The sequence below is a fragment of the Formosa sp. A9 genome (genome assembly GCF_051200825.1).
GTDB lineage: Bacteria > Bacteroidota > Bacteroidia > Flavobacteriales > Flavobacteriaceae > Formosa.
Map to the genome: position 1 here is coordinate 2222818 of NZ_CP195158.1, position 25812 is coordinate 2248629.

18 protein-coding genes are annotated in these 25812 nt (G+C 35.2%); 6 read left to right on the forward strand and 12 right to left on the reverse strand.

Features of this window, described 5'->3' with window-relative positions:
- Positions 1–41 precede the first annotated feature (41 nt).
- Positions 42–845, reverse strand: a complete 804-nt coding sequence (locus tag ACR9EA_RS09890; protein WP_435132274.1) for an SDR family oxidoreductase — start codon at positions 843–845, stop codon at positions 42–44.
- 99 nt (positions 846–944) lie between these two features.
- Positions 945–2432, reverse strand: coding sequence for a T9SS type A sorting domain-containing protein (locus ACR9EA_RS09895; RefSeq protein ID WP_435132276.1), 1488 nt, complete (start codon positions 2430–2432; stop codon positions 945–947).
- Between the two features lie 373 nt (positions 2433–2805).
- Between ACR9EA_RS09895 and ACR9EA_RS09900 the strand changes: the two genes are divergently transcribed.
- Positions 2806–3576, forward strand: a complete 771-nt coding sequence (locus tag ACR9EA_RS09900) for an XRE family transcriptional regulator (protein ID WP_435132279.1) — start codon at positions 2806–2808, stop codon at positions 3574–3576.
- Entirely contained in the window at positions 3576–4907 is a 1332-nt protein-coding gene (locus ACR9EA_RS09905) for an exonuclease domain-containing protein (RefSeq protein WP_435132281.1), read from the forward strand. The genes ACR9EA_RS09900 and ACR9EA_RS09905 overlap by 1 nt, the downstream gene beginning before the upstream one ends.
- 45 nt (positions 4908–4952) lie before the next feature.
- Here ACR9EA_RS09905 and ACR9EA_RS09910 read toward each other — a convergent pair whose 3' ends face one another.
- Both ACR9EA_RS09910 and ACR9EA_RS09915 read right to left on the reverse strand, forming a co-directional pair.
- Positions 4953–5780 carry a sulfurtransferase gene (locus ACR9EA_RS09910; protein ID WP_435132283.1) on the reverse strand — a complete coding sequence of 276 codons (828 nt, stop codon included), beginning with the start codon at positions 5778–5780 and terminating at the stop codon, positions 4953–4955.
- Positions 5781–5948: 168 nt separating this feature from the next.
- Complete coding sequence (locus ACR9EA_RS09915) at positions 5949–6854, reverse strand: pirin family protein (RefSeq protein WP_435132286.1); 906 nt, start codon at positions 6852–6854, stop codon at positions 5949–5951.
- A 320-nt stretch (positions 6855–7174) separates the two neighbouring features.
- Between ACR9EA_RS09915 and ACR9EA_RS09920 the strand changes: the two genes are divergently transcribed.
- From ACR9EA_RS09920 to ACR9EA_RS09935, 4 genes are read left to right on the forward strand one after another with little or no spacing between them, the layout of a single operon-like run.
- On the forward strand, positions 7175–7684 hold the full coding sequence (locus tag ACR9EA_RS09920) for a DUF2975 domain-containing protein (RefSeq protein WP_435132289.1): 510 nt from the start codon (positions 7175–7177) through the stop codon (positions 7682–7684).
- 3 nt (positions 7685–7687) lie between these two features.
- On the forward strand, positions 7688–7891 hold the full coding sequence (locus ACR9EA_RS09925) for a helix-turn-helix domain-containing protein (RefSeq protein ID WP_215929021.1): 204 nt from the start codon (positions 7688–7690) through the stop codon (positions 7889–7891).
- A gap of 21 nt (positions 7892–7912) precedes the next feature.
- The gene (locus tag ACR9EA_RS09930) at positions 7913–8785 is read left to right on the forward strand and encodes an ABC transporter ATP-binding protein (RefSeq protein ID WP_435132293.1); all 873 of its coding nucleotides are present in this window, start codon (positions 7913–7915) and stop codon (positions 8783–8785) included.
- Positions 8782–11949, forward strand: coding sequence for a M1 family aminopeptidase (locus tag ACR9EA_RS09935; protein WP_435132296.1), 3168 nt, complete (start codon positions 8782–8784; stop codon positions 11947–11949). The genes ACR9EA_RS09930 and ACR9EA_RS09935 overlap by 4 nt, the downstream gene beginning before the upstream one ends.
- Before the next feature lie 89 nt (positions 11950–12038).
- Here ACR9EA_RS09935 and ACR9EA_RS09940 read toward each other — a convergent pair whose 3' ends face one another.
- The 8 genes from ACR9EA_RS09940 to ACR9EA_RS09975 form a co-directional block, all read right to left on the reverse strand.
- Positions 12039–13013 carry a DUF4365 domain-containing protein gene (locus tag ACR9EA_RS09940; RefSeq protein ID WP_435132299.1) on the reverse strand — a complete coding sequence of 325 codons (975 nt, stop codon included), beginning with the start codon at positions 13011–13013 and terminating at the stop codon, positions 12039–12041.
- 188 nt (positions 13014–13201) lie between these two features.
- Positions 13202–14980, reverse strand: a complete 1779-nt coding sequence (locus tag ACR9EA_RS09945; RefSeq protein WP_435132302.1) for a glycoside hydrolase family 43 protein — start codon at positions 14978–14980, stop codon at positions 13202–13204.
- A gap of 75 nt (positions 14981–15055) precedes the next feature.
- Positions 15056–16198, reverse strand: coding sequence for an endo-1,4-beta-xylanase (locus tag ACR9EA_RS09950; protein ID WP_435132304.1), 1143 nt, complete (start codon positions 16196–16198; stop codon positions 15056–15058).
- Positions 16199–16362: 164 nt separating this feature from the next.
- On the reverse strand, positions 16363–17895 hold the full coding sequence (locus ACR9EA_RS09955) for a carbohydrate binding domain-containing protein (protein ID WP_435132306.1): 1533 nt from the start codon (positions 17893–17895) through the stop codon (positions 16363–16365).
- Between the two features lie 70 nt (positions 17896–17965).
- Entirely contained in the window at positions 17966–19903 is a 1938-nt protein-coding gene (locus tag ACR9EA_RS09960) for a RagB/SusD family nutrient uptake outer membrane protein (protein ID WP_435132309.1), read from the reverse strand.
- Positions 19904–19914: 11 nt separating this feature from the next.
- A complete protein-coding gene (locus tag ACR9EA_RS09965; protein ID WP_435132312.1) occupies positions 19915–22965 on the reverse strand; it encodes a SusC/RagA family TonB-linked outer membrane protein in 3051 nt (1016 codons plus the stop codon).
- Positions 22966–23286: 321 nt separating this feature from the next.
- Positions 23287–24315, reverse strand: coding sequence for a glycoside hydrolase family 43 protein (locus ACR9EA_RS09970; RefSeq protein WP_435132315.1), 1029 nt, complete (start codon positions 24313–24315; stop codon positions 23287–23289).
- A 34-nt stretch (positions 24316–24349) separates the two neighbouring features.
- A complete protein-coding gene (locus tag ACR9EA_RS09975; protein WP_435132318.1) occupies positions 24350–25810 on the reverse strand; it encodes an MFS transporter in 1461 nt (486 codons plus the stop codon).
- Between the last annotated feature and the right edge of the window lie 2 nt (positions 25811–25812).

Below are 25812 nucleotides of genomic sequence, written 5' to 3' on the forward strand. Positions count from 1 at the left end.
TTTATAAGATTTATAAGTTTATTTACGAAAACGTTTACGTTTTATAATTTATAATGGTTTATTATTAATTTTTCGTAAACACGGTCTGGCAACACATGTTTTAAAACTATAGAGAATTTCTGCATAAACTCCCCTACCTTATAATGAATTTTAGGCGATTTTGTGTTTATAATTTTATAAATAGCTTTAGCCATTACCAACGGATCTTTCCCAGAGTCTACATGCTCATCCATAAGTTTTAACGTATTTCCGTAAGGTATTTTATAAGGCGATTCGTTTGTAACAGGTGCATGAAAACGTCCTGACGCTATATTGGTTGCAAAATCACCAGGAGCAACATTAGTCATTTTTATATTAAAATCTTTCAGCTCTATGCGATAAGCTTCGGTAAGTAATTCTAATGCGCCTTTACTTGCGCTGTAAATACCTCGATATGGCAAGCCCATATAGCCCGCTATAGAAGTGATATTGATAATTAAACCCGATTGCTGCGCTCGCATGGCAGGCAAAACAGCTTTAATAACCTCTAAAGGACCAAAAAAATTAGTATCGAAATGGCTTTTAATTTCTGCCGTTGGAATTTCTTCAATCGGCCCAGTTATTCCCACTCCAGCATTGTTAATCAGTACATCTATCCTGCCCTCGGCTTTCAATAACAGTTGCACGCACGCGCTTACCGTTAAAGGATCTCTTACATCTAATTTTAAAATAGGAAACTTACTCTTGCTGTATCGCTCTGGCGAACGACTTGTTCCGTAAACAATGTATCCTTTTTCTTTTAAAAACTCACCAATAGATTTACCTATTCCTGAAGATCCTCCCGTAATTAAAACAACTTTAGACATAATTAATTTTAATTTTTAAAGTGCCAAAAGTACAATTTTAAAAACGTAACTAAACCATTAAACACTCAAAGTCTATAGTTTTAAAATCTCGTAACTGCTCTATTTTTTTATTATTTTTTTAGTAATCGAGCCTCCATTTAATTGAAATTTGATTAAATAAGTACCTAGACTTAATTGAGAAATATCTACTTGGTTATTTTGATATTGAGCGGTATTAATAATCATTCTACCTGATAAATCAAAAATAGAAATGTTTTCGATCCTATGGCTGGTTTTAAATTTTATAAAATCGGAAGATGGATTTGGATAGATAGATAATGATGATTTTACTTCTACCGATTCGGTATTAAGACTATTTGTATATTTCCATAATTGATAGTCTTTTAAATAATATAATATTTGGTTATAACTAATCGCAATGGCTATATTGTCAAGTGCACTTACATGATCGGTTGTGTTTTTTGAAACATTCGATATCCAACCTTTTCTTGCAAAAGAATTGTCTTGAAATGCAGAAATAAAAAACTCATCACCTACAATTTTGTGAATTTTACACGCATAGAAATCATTAATAAACATAAAGGGTTCTAGTGCGTTATTAGATAATTCGATTAAGTTTCTGGTTACATTATCATCTAAATTTAATGAGCAAAGCACTGTGCCCCCAGTATCATTCGAACTACAGAAAATCAATAAATTATCTGCCTCAGAAAGATTTGATGGAAAAAAATATTGACTACTATTTTTAGTATATATTTCATTGGTGTTAGCCGATGTGCCATCTGACTCCCAAATCGATAATTGGTAATTATCAACAGAGAAAAACTGAAAGTATAATTTATTATTTGCCTCAATAACATCACTATAGGCTACCAAATTATTTTGCGCATTCCATAAGCTAGTAACTATTTTAGTATTTTCTGAAGTTCCATCCGTTTCGTATAAATAATTTCTACTAACAAAGTATAACTTATTATTGAACTCTATATATTGAGACAATGCAGAAGTGCCACCAGGCCCAGAACCATTACCATCAATTTCGTCCGTTATTGGAAATGTACCTATTGAAGTTCCGTCACTACTCCATACCTTAGATTTATTCGATCCGTAAGCCTGAAACGTAAATATAAAATTATCATTACATTTTCCTTGAAACGTGGGCGTGTTCCAAATTGACAATCCATCTTTAACTAAAACTGTTCCTTCTGTAGTTCCATCAGTCTTCCAAACTTGCAGAGTATTATCTATACTTAAAAGGAAGAAAATGAAATTGCCCACAGTAGTGAGTTTTGTTACTTTACCATTTAAAAATTTGGTTATTTGTGATGCTTCAGAATTTATTCCATCTGTTTTCCATATTTCTCCAGACGAACTTCCATCGGTTGCTATAAAGTATAATTCATTATTCAGTACTGCTGAGCTTAAATTCAACGGATATGTAGCCCCGTTTTCATTTCCAGAATTTATATCATCAACTAAAACTGTATTTGAATTCGTTCCGTCGCTCTTCCAAACCTCTTGACCAAAACCATCTGTAGATGCATTAAAAAAAATTAAATTATTAAATTCTAAAAGACCATCGGGCAATACTGGACTAATACTTTCATAAGTAAAGTTCGAAATTTGTTGTTGGGCATTTATTTTAACAATCAGAAATAGATTGATAAATAATAGTAATTTTAACTTCATATGTTATTGTTTCCTTGCGTGTATTCAATGTCGTAAGGCAAAAGCGTTATTTGATTATTAATGTTACTAAACTACACTTTTTAGATTATACTCCAACATTTCCTTAAAAAGTTATTAAATCCCTTTACAATTTAAGTTTCTCAATTTAGAAATTCTGCATCATCAAAATTTATTTTTCATCACTGCTACATTTAAAATCATTAAATGATTATATTTGTAGCAATCGATATTTCAACACCCAAAACACATCTTTTGCAGTAAGCCATTTGTTATGAATATGATTTCTAAAAACCTAAAACACTTACGCCAGTTAAAGCGTTTAACTCAGGAAGTGCTTGCTAACGATTTAAAAGTGACGCGTTCGCGGATTAGCTCGTATGAAGAAGGTCGCTCTGCTCCAACTATTGAGTTTTTAATCGCCGTATCCGATTATTTTAAATTACCGATAGATATTTTGTTGCGAAACGATTTAACCAAAGGGCACGATGCCTCGTTTATAGAAGTGGCAAATCAGCGGGTATTATTTCCAATAACTGTGGATAGCGATAATGAAGATTTGATTGAAGTGGTACCTGTAAAAGCCAGTGCTGGGTATTTGGCTGGTTACGACGATCCCGAATATATCGAGCAATTACAGAAAATTAAGTTACCCTTTTTGCCAACAGGTAAACATCGCGCCTTCCCAATTAAAGGCGACTCCATGCTGCCTATGAAATCCGGCGCTTATGTAATTGGGCGTTTTGTAGAAAATCGATTAGATATTGTTAGCGGGCGCACCTATGTACTCATAACTAAACATGAAGGCATGGTATACAAGCGTGTGTACAATCATATTGAAACCAACAACACCTTGCGTTTAGTATCGGATAACAGCGCTTACGAACCTTATGATGTCGTGATTGATGAGGTGTTGGAACTTTGGGAATTCACCTGTAGCATCAACACTCAAGAATATGACGAGCAGGAACTAAAAATTAGCAGTATCATCCAGATGTTTACAGCACTTGGTGTAGAATTAAAAGCTTTAGAACGATTAATGTAATGATGTATAGTATAATAGATATAGAAACTACAGGCGCAGGTAACAAGATTACCGAAATCGCCATTTTAAAACACGATGGCACTCAGGTAATCGATAGTTACAGTACTCTTGTAAATCCTGAAGCTTATATTCCAGATTATATTACCGCCTTAACTGGTATCGATAATGCTATGGTGGCAGATGCCCCGACATTTGAAACCATTGCACCAACAGTTTTGGAATTTACTAAAGACACCGTATTTGTAGCCCACAATGTCAATTTCGATTACAATATCATTCGCAATAGTTTTAAAGTTCTGAACTTAGATTTCCGACGTAAAAAATTATGCACCATTCGTTTGTCCCGAAAGTTATTACCAGGCCACAGTTCCTATAGTTTGGGCAAGCTATGTAGGAGTTTAGAAATACCAATTTCTGACAGACACCGTGCTAAAGGTGATGCCGATGCTACAGCTATTTTATTCGATTTATTATTAGCACAAGACGACGCCGAAACGGTTTTTAAAGACTTTTTAAAACCAAGCTCTAAAGAAGCGACTTTGCCACCGCATTTGTCGAGCAGTGTTTTTGAAAACATCCCGAACAAACCAGGTATTTATTATTTTAAAGACAAAAAAGGGAAGATTATTTATATAGGAAAAGCCAAAGATTTACAAAAGCGTGTATTAGGACATTTTTACAATAAATCGGCTAAAGAATTGGAACTATGCCGCAATACCGCCCATATCGATTTTGAACTCTCTGGCAACGAAACCATTGCTCTTCTTATGGAAGATGCAGCTATAAAGCATCATTTTCCAGAATATAATTTACTAGCAAAACGACGCCCTAAAACCTTTGGCATTTTTTCTTACCTAGACCGCCAAGGCATAAACCATTTAGCATTTAACAGTACCAAAGGCATGCCACAGCCCATACAAACTTTTACAAGTATTAGGGAATGCCGCAGCTATTTAGAACAAATTTGTAAACAGTTTAATTTATGCGCTAAGTTTTGTCATTTACAAGAGATTTCCGGCGCTTGTTCGCATTACAGTTTAACAAATTGTAAAGGTGTTTGTAAAGGAGAAGAATTGGTTACAGATTATAATTCCAGAGTGCAAGAAGCTATTAATCATATGAAACAAGGTCTGGAAGATATCGTAATTAAAGACACAGGACGAACACCCCAGGAAACAAGTTTTATTTTAATACAACAAGGCATGTACTTAGGGTATGGATTTGTAGATAATACAGAACAGATTTGTAATCCTGAAGCATTAGAGCCCTTTTTAATTAAACAACAGGACTCAATGGACGTTCGAAAAATATTGCGGTCGGTAATGTCTTAAAATGCTTTTTAATTTGTTTCCACACTTACTTTTCAGATGTATTTGCTAAACATCATTTAATAATTTATTTCGTTCGGCCCATTCGGTCCAGGAACCGTCATAGAGTTTTAAAAAGCTTTTATATCCGATCTGGCAAGCCAACAAGACAATACAAGCTGTCATTCCCGAACCACAGCTAAAAACCAATTCATTCTCATCTTTAACCTTTTCATCAAAAAGTGCGTATAATTCACTTTTAGATTTATATTTTCCGTCTTTTAAAACCTCTTGATAAGGTATATTGATTGAATTTTCAATGTTACCGCTTTTTAAATGTTTTCTAGGTTCTTGCGCAATTCCGTTAAATCTACTTTCCGATCTGGCATCTATTAGAGTAAACTTTTGCTCTTTAATATTACTTAAAACGTGTTCAAAATCAATAAACAATGACTTATTGAAATTCGCTTTAAAATTTCCAGCATTAAAAGTCTGAATATGTTTATTTTCGGTTCTGAATCCCTTTTTAATCCAGTTGGGAAGTCCGCCATTTAACACGGCTATATTGTCGTGCCCCATAACCGTAAATAACCACCAAACTCTAGGGCTCGAAAAAATTCCATTATTGTCGAAAACAACAATTTCGGAATCTTGGTTAATACCAAGTTGTCTACAAGCTGTTTCAAATATTTCCGGTTCTGGAATAGTATTCGGAAAGGGACTTGTTTTGTTAACAAACACATTTTTTAAATCGAAAATTCTTGCGTTAGGAATCGTTTTGTTAAATTTTTCAAACGCTTTTCCTTCAGCACTAGCTTTTAAGCTAGCGTCCAGTATAATTAAGTTGGGTTTACTTAAATTTTGATTTAACCATGCAGTTGAAACTATTTCTCTCAATGTCGTTTTAGATGTTGTATAGTGGATTTGTGTATGAAAAGTTACAAATTTGATTGCTAGGATTTTCTGTAAGAAAATCATAAGCTGATAAATGCAGACTATATTCGGTTTTTCCGAAAATGGTTTTGTTTAGTTTTATTTAGTTGTTAACTATAAAACTAAAATATATTATTTGTTTTTAAAATTTTTAGGCTCTGGTAATGGCACAAATTCTTTATCGTCGTTAGGGATTTTTGGAAATGCTTTTAAATTCTGGTTTTTCCAATTCTCCTTAGCTTGTTCCAATAGGGACTTATCTGAACTCACAAAATTCCAAAACATAAAACGCTCTTCATCGAAAGCCTCGCCACCAAAAAGATATAGTGTTGTTTCGCCATTGGTTTCAAATTCACAAAGCGAAGCATTTTTAGCTACCAATAATTGTTTGCTTCCGTAGTTGTTATTTTCAATATTTACCGTCCCGTTTAAAACATACATACCTACTTCACCAAAAAGCTTATCGCCAATAGTTACCTTCTGTGTGGTTTCTGTTTTTATCTCTATAAAATATAAAGGGCTATGCACTGGAACTGGTGATTTTTTTCCTTGAATTTCGCCTGCAATAAGTTTATACGAAATACCATGTTCTTCCCAAGTTGGAATATCTTTTTTATCGATATGGAAAAAGGAAGGTTCACTTTGCTCCAGATGTTTTGGCAGACCAATCCAAAGCTGAAGTCCGTGTAAATACTTATCGTTTTGTCGTAAATATTCAGGTGTTCTTTCGGAATGTACAACGCCTTTTCCAGCAGTCATCCAATTAACCGCTCCCGGTTTAATTTCTATGGCATTGCCCAGACTGTCTCTATGAAAAATTGCTCCATCAAAAAGATAGGTTAATGTTGAAAGCCCGATGTGCGGATGTGGCGGAACATCTAAATTTTGATGCTCTTTTAAACATGCAGGCCCCATGTGATCTATAAATAAAAATGGCCCGACTGCTCTTTTTTGCCGAAACGGGAGTAGCCGTCCTACTATAAAATTACCAATATTGGCTGCCTTTTCTTCTATAATTAATCCTACGTTAGATTGCATAATATTATTTTTTCACATTAAAAGAATACCCAAATAATTAGAGATGAATCAGTATGGAAATAGCCAAAACATCATCACTAAATGCTTCAGGTTAATTTGTTGTTGTAATTGTATGTGTATGGTTTAAACTGGAATGTTTTCACTATTCTTTTTTACTACCCTGTTTTTCTACAAAAACAGTTTTTTTATTCCTCTAAATATAAAACTAAAATGTAAGAAACTAATCAACTTATATGATTCTGATTACTTAAAAAAAACAATAATTTATCGTAAAACGATATATTTTTATATATTTGCAGTAACAAATTACTTTTTATTTTATGCAAAAATCAATTATTATTTCCAAAGTTTTATACTACATCTCAAGGCTATTGGGCGGTTTGTATTTAATTACTGGTGTTTATGGGTTATTCAGCTGGGTAACAAACACCCATTTGCTTATAAACGATAAGCAAACAATTATCACCTACCCTTTTACAGAAGCGTCTTTTTTAATTTTAGACAGCAACATAACGTATTTAATCTTTTCGTTTTTAATTCCTGTTTTAGGGTATGGTTTGTTTTTTTGGCTACTATCTAATGTCTTTAAGGTATTTTACCAAGACAAATTATTTACCGCCGAAAATATTGTGCATTTACGACGGTTTTATCTTGTCAATATATTTCTACCAACTATACTCACCATATTCACTTCGTTTTTTATGCCCATAGAACACGAAATGTTTCTAATAATTATCCTGCATCTTGTTTTAGGTGTTTTTGTGTTTTTTATGTCAGAAATATTTAACCAAGGATTGCATTTACAAAACGAACAAGACTTATACATTTAAACTATGCCCATTGTAATAAATATAGACGTCATGCTTGCCAAACGAAAAATGAAGAGTAAAGAATTGGTTAAAGAAGTTGGCATTACACCTGCAAATTTATCGATACTAAAAAATGGAAAAGCCAAAGGCATTCGCTTTGAAACTCTAGAAAAAATATGCAAAGCCTTAGACTGTAAACCTGGAGACATTATAGACTATGTAGACTAGCACTCTCTTAAATATTATCTTATGAATACATTGAATATCAACAATGTGTCCCTTGTGTATAACAACGGACACCAGGCACTTAATGCCATAAATTTAAACATAACAAACGGTGTTTTTGGCTTACTTGGGCCTAATGGCGCAGGAAAATCTTCGCTTATGAAAACCATTGTAGGCTTACAAAAACCAAACGAAGGACACATTAGTTTTAACGATACAGATATTGTAAAAAACCCATTAGAAATACAAAAACAGCTAGGTTTTTTACCACAGTATTTTGGTGTTTACCCTAAAGTTTCGGCTTATAATTTACTACAACATTTGGCTAAACTAAAAGGTATTCACAACAAGAAAGAGCGCCACGATCAGATTATGAATCTTCTGGATAAAGTGAATTTAGTTGACGCCAAAAACAAAGAAGTACATACGTTTTCTGGTGGTATGAAACAACGTTTTGGCGTAGCTCAAGCGTTATTGGGAGATCCTAAAATTGTGATTGTAGACGAACCTACAGCAGGTTTAGATCCTGAAGAACGTAATAGATTTAATGCGCTGTTGAGCGAAATAGGCGAAGATATTATCATTTTATTATCGACGCACTTGGTAGAAGATGTACGAAATCTATGTTCGGATATAGCGATTATAAAACAAGGCGCTATTGTGGCAAAAGGTAGCCCAAATAAATTTATTGAAGCCTTACAAGGGAAAATATGGCAAAAAGCAACAACCAAAAACGAGCTACTTCATCTTGAACCAAACCACAACATCATCAGTAAGCAATTTATTGAAAAGGTCATGCATGTAACCGTGTATGCCGATGCTTGCCCAACTGGGTTTAAAGCTGTAACTCCAAATTTAGAGCACGCTTATTTCACATATTTAAACAGCACAACATGAAAACGGTTTTACTAAACGATATATATAGCGCGCTAAAACACATAGCAACACAATTTGCTTTGTTGGCGTATTTGGTGCTTGGTTTTTTTACAGGCTATAAGTTTCATATTAATGTAGGCGATGGCATTGCAGCCAATGCGCCCTACACTGTTGGGTTTATGACTGGTTTGTTGAGCTTACTTATTATTTTGATAGCTACCCTACTAGCCTTTTCTGGATTGTTTAAAGAACGTGAAACTAACTTTGATTTAATTGTTTTTACCACACCTATAAAAAAACGCGACTTTGCATTAGCACGCTTTTTATCCTTCTTTGTACTTACTGCATTCAGTTTTTTTATTGTAATGCTTGGGTATGTTATTGGGTTACATGTGCAAACAGATTCTGAAATGCTTGCAGACTTTCATCTGTGGCATTATGTATATCCTTATTTGATTTTTGGTGTGGTAAACAGCTTATTGGTATGCAGCATCCTGTTTTTCTTTGCTAAAAAATTTCAGAATAAACTATTGGTCGCTATTGCAGGATTGATGTTATACATCACCTATATGATAGTGCTCATGTTTTCAAACGCGCCGTTTATGGCACAATCGTTACCGCAATCTTTATTTGCTCAAAAAGTATCTGCTATAACTGATATTTTTGGATTGTCGGCTTATTTTTATGATGCCAAGGACTTTAGTGTTTTTGAAAGAAACCACAACATCGTGTCGTTTAGTAACATACTACTGATAAACCGTTTGGGTGTTGTGCTACTGTCTTTATTCATTATGAAATTAGGCATTAATGCGTTCTCATTTCTGCCAGTTTTCAAACAAAAGTCAACAAAAAAACAGGCTGAAACAATGCCTAAAAAAACCAATCTACTAGATGTTCCGTTTGCGAAAGTAAGCACGTTGTTCACTTCAAAAACAAAACAACATGCACTGCGCTCTTTTGTGAAAATCGATTTTATTTATTTGTTTAAAAGTATTCCGCTTATTTCGGTTTCTGCTTTACTGTTATTTTATGTAGGTGTAGAAATGTATGGCGATATAGATATGGGCATTAGGTTGCCGCAACAGTATGCTAGCTCTGGCTTACTGGCTAAAACCATTAATGAAACATTTTATTTTATAGGTGCACTTGTTGTGGTTTACTTTACAAACGATGTGTTTTGGCGTGCCAATGCTAGTGGATTTTCAATCATTCAAAATACGACTTATTATGCCAAAGAGCGGCTATTAGGACACGCTATAAGCATGGTGCTTTTAATCATGTTTCTTACGGGTTTAATGCTCTTGGAAGCAATTATCTTTCAGCTTGTTTTTAAATACCCTTTTATTGATTTGAAAGCATATTTTGGTGTGTTTGTTTTTAATACGTTGCCACTTACACTCTTTGCGTTACTGCTGCTATTTATTAATAATATAAGTAAGAGTAAATCGGTGGCATTGGGTATATCTATCTTGTTATTCTTATTGTTTGTGACACCTATTTCAAAAAACATGATTACGAATCCGTTGTTTCGTTTTTTATCTGGTTACAAAGGTGCTTATAGCGATTTTATAGGTTACAGTACTTATGTAATGCCGTTTATTTACAGACTGATTTTTGGGTTTGCTCTTGTAGGACTTGTAAGTGCTTTATACGGTTTGATAAAAACTAAAGTTAAAAAACACCGCTTGATTATTGCTATGGTTAGTTGTGTATGTATAGGTATGGTGAGTGGCTATTTGTTTTTAGATGGTTATGTTTCCAAAGATAAAGACGCTGACATATTAGCGCGCGTTGCTTACGAAAAGCATTATAGAGCATACCAAAACCTTCCGCAGCCAACCATAAAAAAAGTTAATACTGAAATAGATCTGTTTCCTGAAGACCAAGCTTACCAGATAAAAGGCTCGTATTGGTTGGTAAATCAGCACAAGCACGCTATAGATTCTGTACTAATACATGTGCCTGAAGACTTTGAGATACAAGCGCTTTTATTTAGTTATAAAAATGATACCATAACGCTAGACAGGGCTATTTCAGAAATACCATTAAAACAGGCATTACAAGCCCAAGACTCGGCAAAACTCACCTTTCATTTGGCTTACAAATGGGAGGCTGTAAATGGTCATAATCCTTTTAATGCGATTGTAAAGGATGGCTCTTTTATGCGAATAAGTCGTTATTATCCTCAATTTGGGTATGATGCTAGTCAGGAAATTTCAGACAAGACAATTAGAAAACAACATGCTTTGGGCGAAGCCACTGCCATGAAACCATTTGATGCAGTAAAGACTCATATAGACGACTTTATTTCTTTGGACATGCAAATTTCAACCGGTAATAATCAAATTGCTGTTGGTACTGGCGCGTTAAAATCGCAGTGGCAAGACGCTAATAGAAATTACTATGAGTATAAAGCAGACGCCATTCCTTTTAGGTTTGCGGTTTCATCAGCTGCTTATGAGGTAAAAAAAACACAACACAACGATGTTTCTATTGAGGTTTTATATCATCCATTGCATAAAAATAATGTAGATCACCTTATTGAGAACACGAAGCTGTCATTAGATTATTGTACTAAATATTTTGGGCCTTATCCGTTTTCGTCTATTCAATTTGCCGAAGTGTCATCGTTTACACAAGGTTTTGCAGGCACCGCTTATCCTGGTGTTATATTTATGACAGAGCATATGACGTTTCATGCCAACCTAGCGGGCAACCATAATCAAGATGTTATTAATGAATTGGCTGGGCATGAAGTAGCGCATTTTTGGTGGGGAACCAACCAGATTGATCCAGATTACCGAGAAGGTTATGCCATGCTGACTGAAAGCTTGGCTATGTATACCGAAATGATGCTATATAAAAACATGTACGGCAAGGCAAAAATGCTAGAACGTGTGGCCATACATAAACAAATATATGATGCTGAAAAAGGTTTTACTGATAACTTATCGTTATTGAAAGCTACAAAAAACAATGCGTTTATTTCCTATTCTAAAGGTGCTATTGTTTTTGTTGAATTGAGTGAATTACTGGGCGAAGAACGATTGAACATGGCTTTGCGTATGTTTTTAGAACAACACGCATACCCTAATGCAAAGCCTACTTCAACTGATTTACTAGAAACGATTTTGAAGGTTAGCGATGATGAGATTAAAGACAAAATCAAAGCCATGTTTGAGTAGAAAAAATCAAATCTTAGGAAAAAAGGTTCAGAATTTTTCATGTTTTCACATTTTGCACAACATTTATACGTTATTGTTAGACATAGTTTTTATAAAAAAAGTCTTTGCTCAACTTTTGGTTCTTTATTTAAGAATTCATTTAACGCTAGAAAGTTAAAAGCAAGTTCATTAGGACTTACCTCTAATTTAAAGTAATACTCACCAGTCATTTGACAGGCCATACTATAAATTAATGTTTCATCTAATAATCCCTTATTAATCCCCAAAACTTTCATAAATTCTTTTCTGTCAGCAATTACATTTTCTAAAAAAAACTCATCTGTAAATGGAATATCATTACAAATCAAGTTAACCCAAGGAATTATATCTTTAATTCCCTCAACTATGCTTTTCGTTACTGGAAGATAAAATGAGTAATAACATTGAAAACTGCAATGATATACTTTAGCTATATTTTCATCATCCACTTGAGTAATTAAAACACTCACTTGATAATTATCAACCCAATGACATTCTGACAATTCAATGTACAGAAAATGTTTCTGTCTTATAACTGATTTTATAAGTTCAGATGCACTCCTTAATTGCCACAGTTTATATTCATACTTATTCTTAAAATAACCAATTCTTTTAAGCCTTCCTTCAGCTTCAGTATTCAATAAGTTAATTTTTGGAATATTCAGTTTGAAAGCTTTTTTGGTTAATATAACTGTCGATTTATTTATTTCTTGCCAATAAGCCCGATTAGTAAATTTATTATATATCACAATTATAATAGGGATCGAATGACTTAACCAATAGTCTGAATGCTTTTTACTACCTCTAAAGACATAATTCTCTTTATTTTCTTCATTAAAAAAGCTTTCTCCAGACTTTATTTGAATTCCAATTATTCTTCCTGTAGGAAATATATCTCCATTTAGATATCGTTTTTTGGTTATTTCAACAAATGCATCAATTCCAAAATCATTTATTGGTTGTTCACGGAATATCCACTCAAAATCTTCAACAAAAATTTTAGCTACTGAGAATACTCCTATTCTTTCTTCTTTGTTAAATGTCAATCTTTAATTTTTATTAAAATATCTAATTCTTAAATATGGGTACAGGTTAAACAAAGTTTACCTATTAAACCGTAACGTATAAAATCAAAATTCTCTCTCCCTTTATAAAATAACAGGTTAGATTACAATACTACTTCTCTATATCGAACTCATTTGGGTATATTAAAATTCATATTAGAATTTTAAAATTATTCTTTTACAGGTAACGCGTCATTTGCCGAAGTTGCATAAAGGCCTAATAAACATCCTGTAAAACCACCTGCAACGTCGGTAGACAGTATATCTCCTGAAACTATCCCTCCCAAGTTTGTATAGCCAGCTCCATTAATGGCATAATTAAACTCATAATTATCTCCTTCAGCCTTAATTTGAAGCTTTATCGGTTTATTCAATTCTATTTCTTTACTAGCAACAATGGTAGAAATGATTTTTCCTTGACGATTTGGCCAACTATTTTTTTGTAATACAAAAAAGTACTTATTATTATACCTAGTAACACCAAACACATAGTTACTACCTTCATTTTGTAATGCTACCACCCCAGCTAAATCGTGTTCTGATTTAGGTTTATAATTTAAAGTGGTAGAAAAAGAAAACGTGTTATGCTGCTGCCTATAAAATAAAGTTGACGTTGGTTTAACTTCCTTAATATTTGTATCGAATGGTGTAATTTTTAATCCGTTAGTAGTTTTATTTACAAATTCCTCTCTAGGTCCCCTTAGTCCAATCCAACGGTAATCAAGTTGTTTTGCAGTAAAATCATCAGTAAAAGTAAAATTACCACTGGGAAAAAAATCATTTTTTCCAACTTGATTTTCTACACCTACAGGCATAGCTAATTTAGGCTCTAAAGGCTGTAACCCGTTTTCAAAAACTGGAAAAATACCAGACCAATCTACTGGTAAGATAAACGTTTCTCGCCCTGTATTAACACGATGTTTTTCGTTTGGTCGTACAGCCAAAAACACGCCGTAATTTTGACCATTAGGACCTTCTACAATATCGGCATGTCCTGCCCAATCCACCTTATTCTCTCGCTCTATTGGCAAATGTCTTTGCGTTAAAATAGGATTATTAGGAGCAGGAAGAAATGGCCCTCTTGGATGGTCACTAATAAAAATAACTTCACTATGATTTCCCCCTGTTCCACCCTCTGCACACATTAAATAATACTTGTTATTCCTTTTATAAAGATGTGGAGCTTCAATCCAAATGGGCTTTTTACTAATATCAGTTCCTCCATTTACAATAATTTTATCTGTACCAGGAATAACCCTATCATTTTCCAAATCATAATCCCATATCTTAATTACGCGATGACCATTATATAATTCCTTGCCTTTGTCTGGTGCATCATTATGTACTACATAGGCCTTTCCATTATCATCAAAAAAAATAGAAGGATCAATTCCTCCAAAATCTAACTTAATAGGACGCCCCCAGCCTTTTTGAGGGTCTTTTGTTTTAACAACAATATTACCAAGGCCTTCAGAAAAAACTGTAACAATAACGTAAAAAGTATCATTATACGGGTTGTATGTAATTCCAGGAGCATAAACGCCCTCACTAATTCCAGTATTCTTAGGATTAAAATCAGAAACATTATTTAATACACCTCCTAAATCAGTCCAATTCACTAAATCCTTAGAATGAAAAATAGGTACGCCAGGAAACATTGCAAAAGAAGAACAGACCATATAATAATCATCTCCTTTCTTTGTAATGGCTGGATCCGGGTAACACCCTTGTAGAATTGGGGAGTAAAACTCGTTCGATCTTAAAGGGAACTTATTATATACTTCATCATTACCTTGATAAGTGACTTTTGAAAATACAGGACTCGCTTTTATATCACTTTTCTGGTTAGTTTGCCCCTTGACTACGGTAATAATTAAAAAAATAAAAGCGACAACTAATTTTAACCTGATGTTATAATTCTTATCAAGAAGTAGTTGAAATCGGTCCATGATTAAAATATTTATCTAATTTGAATACTTCCTAAATTGCTAAAAACTAATAATATCATTAACTCGTATTCTGGCTTACGGAGCTTGCTCCCTCAAACCATCTGCAAAACCTGTATAGGCTGGCTTTTTAGTAAACGAATTATCATACATAAGCGGCCAATCTTTACCACCATCATATCTCCAACTATCTTGATCTCTAAATCCCCAAATGGTTATACCATACTGTTGACTCGCTGGTACATTTTCTGTATAGTGATAAGATACTCTTTGAAATTGATCGGCCTGAAGCTGTGCGCGTTCATTGGTTAAAGTTGTAATATCGTTATTAGGATTTGCTCTTACATCTAATTCTGAAACATGAACTAAAAGCCCAGTATTAGCAACGTCATTTAAAGCTGACGCGATATCCGAGTCTGATGGCCAATTATAATTTAAATGCATTTGCAAACCAACGCCATCAATAGGAATGTTTTCCGAAATAAATTCGTTAACCATATTTAGTATGGCTTGGCGCTTGGATTGAATAACCACGTTATAGTCGTTGTAAAAAAGTTTTACGTTAGGGTCTGCTTCTCGAGCCCAGGTAAAAATTTTCTTAATGTAATCACTCCCCATTCTTTGGGTGAATATACTCGATCTAATTCCTGCGCTATCATCAATATATTCGTTTACAACATCCCAGGCTTCAACTATAGCATTTCCATTTTCGTCTTTAGCCTGAGCAAAATGAGCAACGGTCGTTTTAACATAATGTTCGATATGCGCTTCAAATTCGGCATCCGTTCCACTAAAGTTTAAGAGCCAATTGGGCACAGCATAATCTGGATGCCACACCAAGGTATGTCCGTGAACGCGAAGTCCGTTAGCTTTCGCGTATGCGACAATCGCATCGCCATCGCTAAAATCAAAATTATCGGGGCCAATAAAAAAATTGGCCATTTTCATATCATTTTCAGCAGACATACTATTGTAATCATTCAATAATACGTGTTTGAAATTAGTATTCTCAGCTGAATTCGAATTCAATTTAGATGCAGAAACTATGTTTCCAATAGGAAAACTAGGTATACCCTTTAAGTACTCTGGTGTATTTTCTTCTTCAACATTTTCGTCATCATCTGGTGGCGTAGGCCCTCCTACTGTAACTCCAGAATCATCTGTGCTACATGCCATGAAGCTTGCAATACATAGTAACACAACTATCTTTTTAATTTTCATAATTTATTTTCAGTTTTAAACACAGAATTTCTGTTAGAATTATGCAAAATAAAAATCGCTCATCGCAAGTTATGTAATGAGCGATTTTCCCTAATTAAACAAACAAAATACAACTCAATATGACAAACAAGTTGATTTTACTTTTAGTTAAGATTACTCGTGTTTTATTCTACAAGACTAACCTCTAAATCATCGATATAAACGACACCACCAACGTTTCCTTCGTAACTCATACTTATAGCAAATCTTGCGTTATTCTCGCCACTATTAGTAGTATCTACAGTGAAATCATAAGAAACCTCTGTCCATTCGTTATCAAGAAAACCTTGTTCAGGTGCAGCCCATTCTGCCCATCCCGGATCACCACCTTGATCTATGGCTATTTTCAGATTTGTAATACCCTGTCCTTTAAACCAAACACTTAGGTGATAGGTTTTTCCATTTTCTACAGTCATGCTTGACGTTGGTTGGATATCCCAGGCATTTGCCCCAATATCATTAATGGTAATTTTAACACTTTTGTCACCGTCATGGCTATGAGCATCTGTTATCTCGCCACTAATAAGCGTTCCGGATAATCCGCCCCAACCTACTATATCGGTTGCTTCTCCTAGTTCAGACTCTTCAAAACTACCATTTATATTTACTGGTGGCGGTGGCGGTGTGCCTGTTTGAATTAATGCGATATTATCAACATAATATACTGCGTCAGATACCACTCCTAAATCTAATACCACTCGGGTTTGCGGTGCATTGGCTACAAACGACCATTCGATTTGTTGCCATTCTGCCGTAATATCATAATTACCGCTATATAAAGCATCTGGATTTGTAGAGAATCTAATATTTCCACCATCTCCCGGAGTTCCCGACTGTGCTTTTACGTACATAAACACGGTATATTCCGAACCTACTTCTGTATTTGCAGGACTACTAACAAATTGTGTTCTCCAAGCATCACCACCCGCTGCAGCGGCACGAAGAGTTCGTCCAAAATAGGCTTCACCATCGGCTGTAGTAGCAGTCATGCCGTCTCCACCATTCCATTTTTCCCAATTATCAAAATCATCGCCGCTACCCAATTCTAAAGTACCGTTTAAAATTAAATTAGTTCCTACATAAAACGGTAAAGCTGGCATGGCTTCTCCTCCATTGGTTACCACCTTAAACTCGGTAGGAATATTTTGCGGCAATCCTGAAGGCACGGTTACTACTAATTCGGTAGCCGAGGAAGAAACCACATTTGCTTCAACACCACCTATAGTAACAGAATTCAGATTATCTAAAGATGTTCCTACAATGGTTACATTTTCTCCTCCTGATGCTATATTTGGAGATATAGCCTGAATGATTGGATACGGTCTAGATGCCACTTCGAGCATCGTGGTAACCGTATAACCATCTGCCATTACCAAAGTAAGTAATGCATCTCCTATAGGTGTTGATTCCGGTAATGTAATTGTAATTGAATTACCCTCTAGTTGAAATGGCACTTGATTCTTCTCTAAAAAAGTGAATAAAACAGTATCAAAATTGGTTCCTGTTAGAATGACATCTTGGCCAGGATAAAAATTTTCGGATGTTACATTGTCTATGGATACCTCCGAAAATGCTTCATCATCGTCACAACTTACTGCTAGTAGTAATACAGCAATAATTGCAAAACATTTACTAATGAATTTAATATTTTTAAGCATAGTTTAAAATTTTAAAATTAGTTTGAAGTTTATTGGATTACTTGGTTAGTACAGCCAACTAATTCAAATTTTATTGATAACCTGGGTTTTGATACGCCCCCTTTTCTCCATCCGACATATCTAGCGCATCGATTTGCGTTCTAGGTATTGGTCTTAAATAATTGAATGGTTGAATATCTCTCGTAATTACCACAGGTTCATGGTCTGTCGCGGCATCACCTGCAATTTCGTACGAACCTGCTAGTTCGTTCCATTTTTGCGTACGTACTAAATCGTACCAACGGTAGCCTTCGCCAAAATACTCTCTAGAACGCTCGGCCAAAATATAATTGATGTCAATTACCGCAGGTGTTGCATTCATCATAGCTTCGCTATTGTCTTCCATACGTTCTTGTTGTTCGCCATTATCAAAACGCCATTTACCAGCACGTGCACGAATTACATTAACTAATTCTCTAGCAGAATAACGACCGCTAGCACCTTTTACAGCAGCTTCGGCAGCTACTAAATAAAATTCAGAATATTTAGCGATTGGGAAAGGACGGGTAATCGATCCATTTGGAGACCCTAAACCACCGGCGTTATCGGTACGATACGTACCAATTTTCCACAAACCAGGATAGAATCTTTTATTAATTTCGTTTAAATTAATCACATAATCTGCACGACCAGGCAATTGGCCTCCACCAATATTACCGCCATTTACACTATAATCTACAGCAGGATTGTAATCATCTAAAAATGAAATCACAGCATCGCCTGGAGCAATTGGCATACCATTGGCTCCTGTTATGGTTGCCTCTTCTCCTCCACCTTTATCCCAATTGCCGCGATAACTCGTAACAAAAGTACCGTCGAAACGCGAGTCTAATTGTTTCTCTGCAAATGTTTCTGTAAACACATTGATAGTAGGTGCCATACGCGTCCATGGTCTACCTAAACTTTGTGCTGCTTCACGTTGAACAGCAGAAACACCGTCAACACTAATAGTGGTATAATTAGACGTTACCATCCATGCCGCTGTATTTCCGCCACGTTGATCGTCTGGATTTGCAAATCCATTTATAGGCGAACCACCATTATAAATTTCGCTGGCTTCGGTATGATCTGCATACAACATCATTTCCTGATGGCGATCGTTACTTCCTTCATGCACATCGTAAAAATATTCTAGTAAAGCATACGGCCCTGGGTTTTCGATTCCTGCAACTGACATATCGTAGGCTTGTTGAAAATAATAAGACGCACTATTACCTGCAGGATCTGTTCTAGGAGCTTCTGGATAAGTCGGAATATTATTAGGATTTTCTAACCACCAAGCATAGGTTAAATAGGCTTTGGCCAAAAATAATCTAGCTACATTTTTAGTAACGGTACCTGTTAATCTTGGGTTATCTGGTAAATCGTTAATAGCTTGAACCAAATCTGGAATGATGGCATTTGCATAAACCTCAGGCACGGTATTACGAACAGACGTTCTAACGGCTGATTGGTTAAATTTCAATTCTCCAGAACCTAAATCTAATGGTACACCTCCATAGGTTTGTACCAATAAAAAGTAGTAAAATGCTCTAAAAAATCGCGCTTCAGCAATTAAGGATTGGTCTAGTCCTACAGCTTCAGCATTTTCAATAATTCCGCTTGCTGTGTTAATCGCAGGGAAAGCCGCCCCCCAAGGTCTACCAATTACGTACCCACTTTCTGAACTTAAATTACCCTGACCAGCAAAATCTAAGTCGAAAAAGTTATTATTAGCACTTTGCGCTGGCGCATATTCATCTGTCCCAGTTTCCGACGTACTCATAAAATACGCAAAACCATATATTGTTCTTAAATTTTCATACAGATAAGTTAATCCGCCTTGTACCCCTAATTCAGTAGTAAAAAATTCTGGAGTAAAAACGCCTCTTGGTTCTTCTTCTAATATATCATCAGAACAAGACCCTAATAGCAAAGATAAGGAAAGCATTGCTACCATAGATGTATATATTATTTTAATCTTTCTCATTATAAATTAATTTAAAATGTTATGTTTAATCCTAGAATAAAATTTCTTGTAGTCGGAACATTCGTTCCAATAGTTGGAATTCCCGCAGATATATTAGTCGTGTTTACTGCAACGTTTTGGCGTGTTCCATCGTTATTAACTCCAGAGTTTGTTTCTGGATCCATACCAGATTCGTCGTGAAAATCTGAAAATAACACCAATGGATTTGTAACTGTAGCATAAAGACGCAATCTTTCGAACACAGAATCTTTAAAACCATCTTGGTTAAAATTGTACCCCAAAGTGATGGTACGCACTTTTAAGAAGCTACCATCAAAATATCCTAAAGTACTTGCGTATTTTTGGTTATCGCCACTTTGTATACCTCCCGGTGCAGGGTATTTAGCTCCAGTATTTGTTGGTGTCCAATAGTCTACATCGACATTGTTTCGTCTACCTGTTAACAAATTTAGATATCCATTACCTGAATATAGTGTACTAACAAGCGTTCCTCCTTTTTGAAAAGAACCAATCATACTTAAATCAAAATTTTTGTATGCAAATCTTGTGTTGAAACCACCTTGAAAATCTGGTGTAGGATCGATTATTACCCTATCATCTGGACCGATGGCTCTTGTAGGCGATCCATCTTCATTATAATCGCCAGTATAGCGTACTCTAACCATACCTTCATTTCCTCCTGGCTCGAACTGATTTAAATATTCAAAACCAGGGTCATTTTGATTCCAAAGCCCTAATTTTTCATAATCGTAAATAACATTGATTGGAGATCCTACAAACCAAAGTTGGTTTACATTTTCGGTTTCGCCAGTGGCTAACGATGTAATTTCGTTTTTATTAGTATACAAGTTAAATCCAAAATCCCAAGAAAAACCATCAGGGTTATCAATAATATTAGCGTTTAGAGAGATTTCAAGACCTTTGTTTTCGGTACTACCAATATTGCTTGTTACGCTACCAACACCTGCTGTTTCTGGCAATCCTAGCCCGTAAAGAATATCATTTGTTTTGGTTAAGTAGTATTCTATACTACCAGATAATCGATTATAAAAGAAACCGAAATCTAAACCAAAGTTGTAAGTTTCTGAGAATTCCCAACCTAAATTAGGATTTGGAAGTTGGTTTACATAATATCCTGGCGCAAAAGTATCTCCAAAATTGTAGTTCACCACACCTAATCTCCCCTGAGTAGAATAAGGAGCAATGGCTTGGTTAGATGTTTCTCCATAACCAGCACGTAATTTAATTAGGTTAACCCAATCTACATTATTCATAAAAGCTTCATTACCGATATTCCACCCTAAAGATACCGCTGGATAAGTAACCCACTTATGACCAGATGCAAGTCTTGAAGATCCATCGGAACGTATTGTAGCTGTTAACAAGTAACGGCTGTCGTACTGGTACATAACACGCCCCATTAATGATAGTAAACCAGACTCCCAATATCCCGTTTCGTATCTTGTAATATCTTCAGACAATGCTGAATCTATATTATACCATAAAGACTGCTCGTCTGGAATGTTTTGAGCTGCCAAACCTACATTATCACTTGTCGTGTTTTGCGATGAAAATAATCCCACAAAATTAACTTTGTGTTTTTCTGCAAAGGTTCTATCAAAAATCAATTGGTTTTCTATAACATAATCTCTGAATATGGAACTATCATAACTAGCAGTAGATGGATTGTTTGGGTTGTAGTTAAAAACACCTTGCCCTGTAAAGTTACCATCGCGACTAGAACGGAAATTTAAACCTACATTAAGTCGGTATTTTAAACCCTCTACCCACGGGATACTCAATTCGCCATAAATATTATTATAGGTACCAAAATCTAATTGTTCATTGGCTCGACCATCACCTACTCTATTTATTTCATCTCTGGTTGCGATCCATAAATCGTCTGCCTCGGTTTGAAGGCGAACAGATTCTAAATAATTCCCATTGGCATCAAAAGGACTTAGTAAAGGCGAGGCATCTAAAACGCTTCCAACCCCTACAAGACTGCTTGTGTTATTGAAATTGGTTACCGAATTAACTCCAAAACGTAAATGTTTTCCAACTTCCTGATCAATTTGCACCCGAATGGAATAACGATCAAAAGAATCGCCAGGCAATACAGATGTTTCTTTAAAATATCCAAGCCCCACGTTGTAAGTTCCTTTTTCAGAGCCTCCTTGCACATTGATATCATGTGCCGTTTGCATCCCCGATCCGTACAATAAATCTTGCCAATCTGTATCGTTAGACAAGGCTTCATCCCCATTTAATCCAAAAAGAGGCACACCACCATTATTAGCAGCAACATCGGCGCGTAATTGTATCAGTTGGGCAGCGTTCATCATTGGATATTTAGCAAAAACTTCTTTTACACCATAATAAGTGTTGTAAGAAATTGAAGCCTTTTGCCCCTTTGCTCCCGACTTCGTTGTAATTAAAACCACCCCATTAGCTCCCCTAGAACCATAAATAGCCGTAGCAGATGCATCTTTTAGAATATCTAAACTTTCAATATCATTAGGATTGATATCGTTAAGACCTCCCGAAAATGGTATCCCGTTAAGAACAATTAATGGATCGTTGGTTGCAGAAAGTGAACGCACACCTCTAATTCGTATTTGTGGCGCGGCCCCTGGTCTTGTGCTTGTAGTTGAAATATTTACACCAGCAGCACGCCCTTGAAGCGCTTGTTGAAAGTTGGCTGTTGGAATTTCTACCAAATCGTCTCCTCCAATAGAAACTACCGACCCTGTTACAGACTCCTTGGTTTGAGTTCCGTAACCAATTACAACAACTTCATCTAAAGCTTCTGTACTTTGTTCTAGTATAACATTAATTTCTGCGCGACCATTAATCGGGATTTCTTGCGCTGCATAGCCCACATAACTAAACGATAAAACAGCGTTATCAGCATCATATGGCAAACTAAAATTCCCATCAAAATCTGTAACAGTTCCTTTATCGGTTCCTTTAATTAAAACGGTTACACCTGGCATTAAACCCGTAGCATCAGATACGGTACCCGACACTTCTTTAGTCTGTGCAAATAGACCAAAGCTCATGTTCATAAATAAAAGAAAAAGAAGATATTTTCTATTTCTTCGTTTGACAATAGTTAGTAATTTGTTAAGCATAAGTTAGTTTTTTTAAATATTAATTAATGAATAAATCACAATAAAACCATTAAATAATTTTCGATATGATAAATATACACAAAATAACCACTCACACAATCGGTTGTGTATTATTTTTTTAGCATATATTAACATTTAACACTTTTTAGATTATTATGATTTAATATCGTTTTATAAAGTCCTGGTCACTCAAACCAATGAAGTATGTGTACCAGAATGAAATATATTACTGCGGTTTGACAGCTTTAATTATTTTTTTTCTGAACAATAAGGATCTATGGTGTGGATTAAACCCTCATCATCATAAGTCAATTCAACAAACTTCACTGAGCGTAAATGTGTTACACCCTTTGACAAACTGGAGTCGTGATAAAACAAATACCATTTTCCTTTGTATTGACAAATAGAATGATGGGTTGTCCACCCTATAACTGGATTTAAAATTCTGCCTTTATAGTGAAAAGGACCGTATGGGTTATCTCCAATGCCATAACATACGTAATGAGAATCTCCAGTAGAGTACGAAAAATAGTACTTACCATCATATTTATGCATCCAAGCCCCCTCAAAAAAACGTCTTTCATTATCACCTTCTAACAACCGATTGCCTTTTTCATCCAAAATAAATATTTCATGAGGCTCTTCAGAAAATTCTAACAAATCATCTGTCATTTTAGCCACTATTGGCCCAAGTGCTGGTTCGTTTGGTTTCGGTAATTGATAGGTTTCCCTGTAGATGTTATTTCTATATTTTTGTAATTGTCCACCCCAAATGCCACCAAAATACATATAATAACGACCATCCTCGTCTTCAAAAAAAGCTGGATCTATACTATAACTCCCCCTTATAGGTTTTGCTTCTGGTATAAATGGTCCTGTAGGCGAATCGCTAATCGCTATTCCGAGTTGGAAAATTCCTGCTTTATTTTTGGCAGGAAACACAAAATAATATTTCCCGTCTTTGTAGGCCGCATCGGGTGCCCACATTTGCTTATCTGCCCAAGGTACATCATCTACATGTAAAGCCACTCCATTATCTACAGCTTCAGAATCGATATCGTCCATAGATAGTACATGATAATCTTCCATCCCAAAATGATCGCCATTATCGTTAAAGACTATTCCTGCATCTATGTCGTGAGACGGATAAATGTAAATTTTGTCGTTAAACACATGAGCAGAAGGATCTGCAGTATACATATGTGTAACTAAGGGTTTAGAGATTTCATTTTTAATTAATTTCTCTATTTCTAATTTGTTCATAATATCTTCTGGCATAATCTATAATTGTATTTAAGATTAATAATTCGCTTTATAATGATTGTCTTCTCTCTTTAAGGTCTGCTTCAATGTCAACTTCCATTTTCTTGTTTATTTCATAAAAGAATAACAAGCCTACTACCAATAAAAATGGTATGGCGGGATAAATACTTACCAACAATTTTGTTCCGTAAATGGCTTGCTCGGGCTGTATAATGTCTTGTGCATTTGCAACAGATTCTTTGGTTACATAACCATATTTCCCTAAAATCCATGTTAATAAAGCACTCCCAATACTCAAACCGCCTTTTAAACCTACCATCATGGCCGAAAATATAATGGCCGTTGCGCGTCTATTATTTCTCCATTCTGAAAAATCTGCCACATCGGCAACCATAGCCCACAGCAACGGAATAGTTATTCCATAGAAAAAACCATGAAAAATTTGCGATAAGAAAATAAGCCCAATGCTTTCTGCTGAAAAGAAATAAAAGATGATTATGAATATAGTTGACAAAAAAAGTGCAATGCCAAACACATCGCGTTTTCCATATTTGTCGGCTAATTTTTTAGACAACATGATGCCGAAAATCATAAAAATAATACCGCCAGCATTAAACAAACCAAAACCAGACGACACGGGATTTTCTCCAAAAAAGTTCATCCCAATTTGGCTAAGAAAATCTAATATTGGTTTTATAAATTTGACCAGTGCTTCTTTAGATACATAATTTTCAAAATAATACACATACGAACCGCCTTTCATGGCAAGCGTCACAAAAATTAGCGTGGTGACTGTTAAAACTATAATCCATGGTCTGTTTTTAAACAAATCGGACAAGTCGTCTTTTAAACTAGATTCTTGCTCGGGCTTCGGAATAATGCGTTCTCTTGTCGTTAAAAAAGTGATTAGCAACATAACCGTACCAATAACAGCTAACCAAGTCATCACGATTTCTATCCCAACTGCTTTATCACCATCTCCAACAGATTCAATGATTGGCAACATAAAAACCTGAACAAAAAATTGCGCAAACATAACCGCTACAAATCGATAAGCAGACAAGCTATTTCTATCGGCCATATTGCCTGTAATTACGCCACTTAATGCGGAATACGGCAAATTATTAGCTGCATACAATAATAACAGTAAACTGTAAGTAACAACAGCATAAATGACTTTTCCTTTATAGGCAAAATCTGGTGTGCTAAATGCTAAAAGCGCAACAACTCCTAAAGGGACAGCTGTAAATAAAATCCAAGGTCTAAATTTCCCCCATTTGGAATGGGTTCGGTCGGCCAGAGCGCCAATTATGGGATTGAACCCAAAAGCCGCAACAAGCCCAACAACCAACATAATAACAGAAGCGTGATTGGTCTCTAAACCATAAATATCGGTATAAAAATAAGCCAAATAGGTAATTAATGTTTGAAACACCAAGTTGGCAGCCAAATCGCCTAAACTATAGCCTACCTTTTCTATTACCGATAATTTTTGTGTATCCGTTTTCATCT